This is a genomic window from Pseudomonas sp. KB_12 (genome assembly GCF_052114545.1).
Taxonomy (GTDB): Bacteria; Pseudomonadota; Gammaproteobacteria; order Pseudomonadales; family Pseudomonadaceae; genus Aquipseudomonas; species Aquipseudomonas brassicacearum.
The window spans coordinates 1-854 of record NZ_JBFREY010000091.1; the positions used below are offsets into that span (position 1 = coordinate 1).

Below are 854 nucleotides of genomic sequence, written 5' to 3' on the forward strand. Positions count from 1 at the left end.
ACGCAACTGCTGCCGGTGCACGATGACGGTCGTCCGGCCGATGACTTCGGTCGCCTGGGCGTCGCCCTCAAGGCCAAGGTGTCGAAGACCGAACTGAAAGTCGGTGAGTGGATGCCGGTGCTGCCGATCCTGCGTTCCGACGACGGCCGCTCCCTGCCGCAAACCTTCCGCGGCGGCCAGGTGACCTCCACCGAAATCAGCGGCCTGACCCTCTACGGCGGCCAGTTCCGTGGCAACAGCCCGCGCAACGACGCGAGCATGGAAGACATGTCGATGAACGGCCGCGGCGCGTTCACCTCCGACCGTTTCAACTTTGGCGGCGGTGAATACGCCTTCAACGAAAAACGCACCCAGGTCGGCGTGTGGTACGCGGAACTGTCCGACATCTACCAGCAGCAATATTTCAACCTGACCCACAGCCAGCCCATCGGCGACTGGACCCTGGGCGCCAACCTCGGTTACTTCACCGGCAAGGAAAACGGCAGTGCGTTGGCCGGCGACCTGGACAACAAGACCGCGTTCGCCATGCTCTCGGCCAAATACGGTGGCAACACCTTCTACGTCGGCCTGCAGAAAGTCGGTGGCGACGATGCCTGGATGCGCGTCAACGGCACCAGCGGCGGCACCCTGGCCAACGACAGTTACAACTCCAGCTATGACAACGCCAAGGAAAAATCCTGGCAGTTGCGCCACGACTTCAACTTCGCCGCCGTCGGCGTGCCGGGCCTGACCCTGATGAACCGCTACATCAGCGGTGACAACGTGCACACCGCCACTGTTGACGACGGCAAGGAGTGGGGCCGCGAAACCGAGCTGGCCTACACCGTGCAAAGCGGCGCGCTGAAGAGCCTCAA

1 protein-coding gene is annotated in these 854 nt (G+C 63.1%); it reads left to right on the plus strand.

All coding sequences use genetic code 11. From position 1 onward, the window contains the following. A partial coding sequence (locus tag AB4Z20_RS27990; protein WP_442091232.1) for an OprD family outer membrane porin occupies nucleotides 1-854 on the plus strand: 854 nt, incomplete at both ends.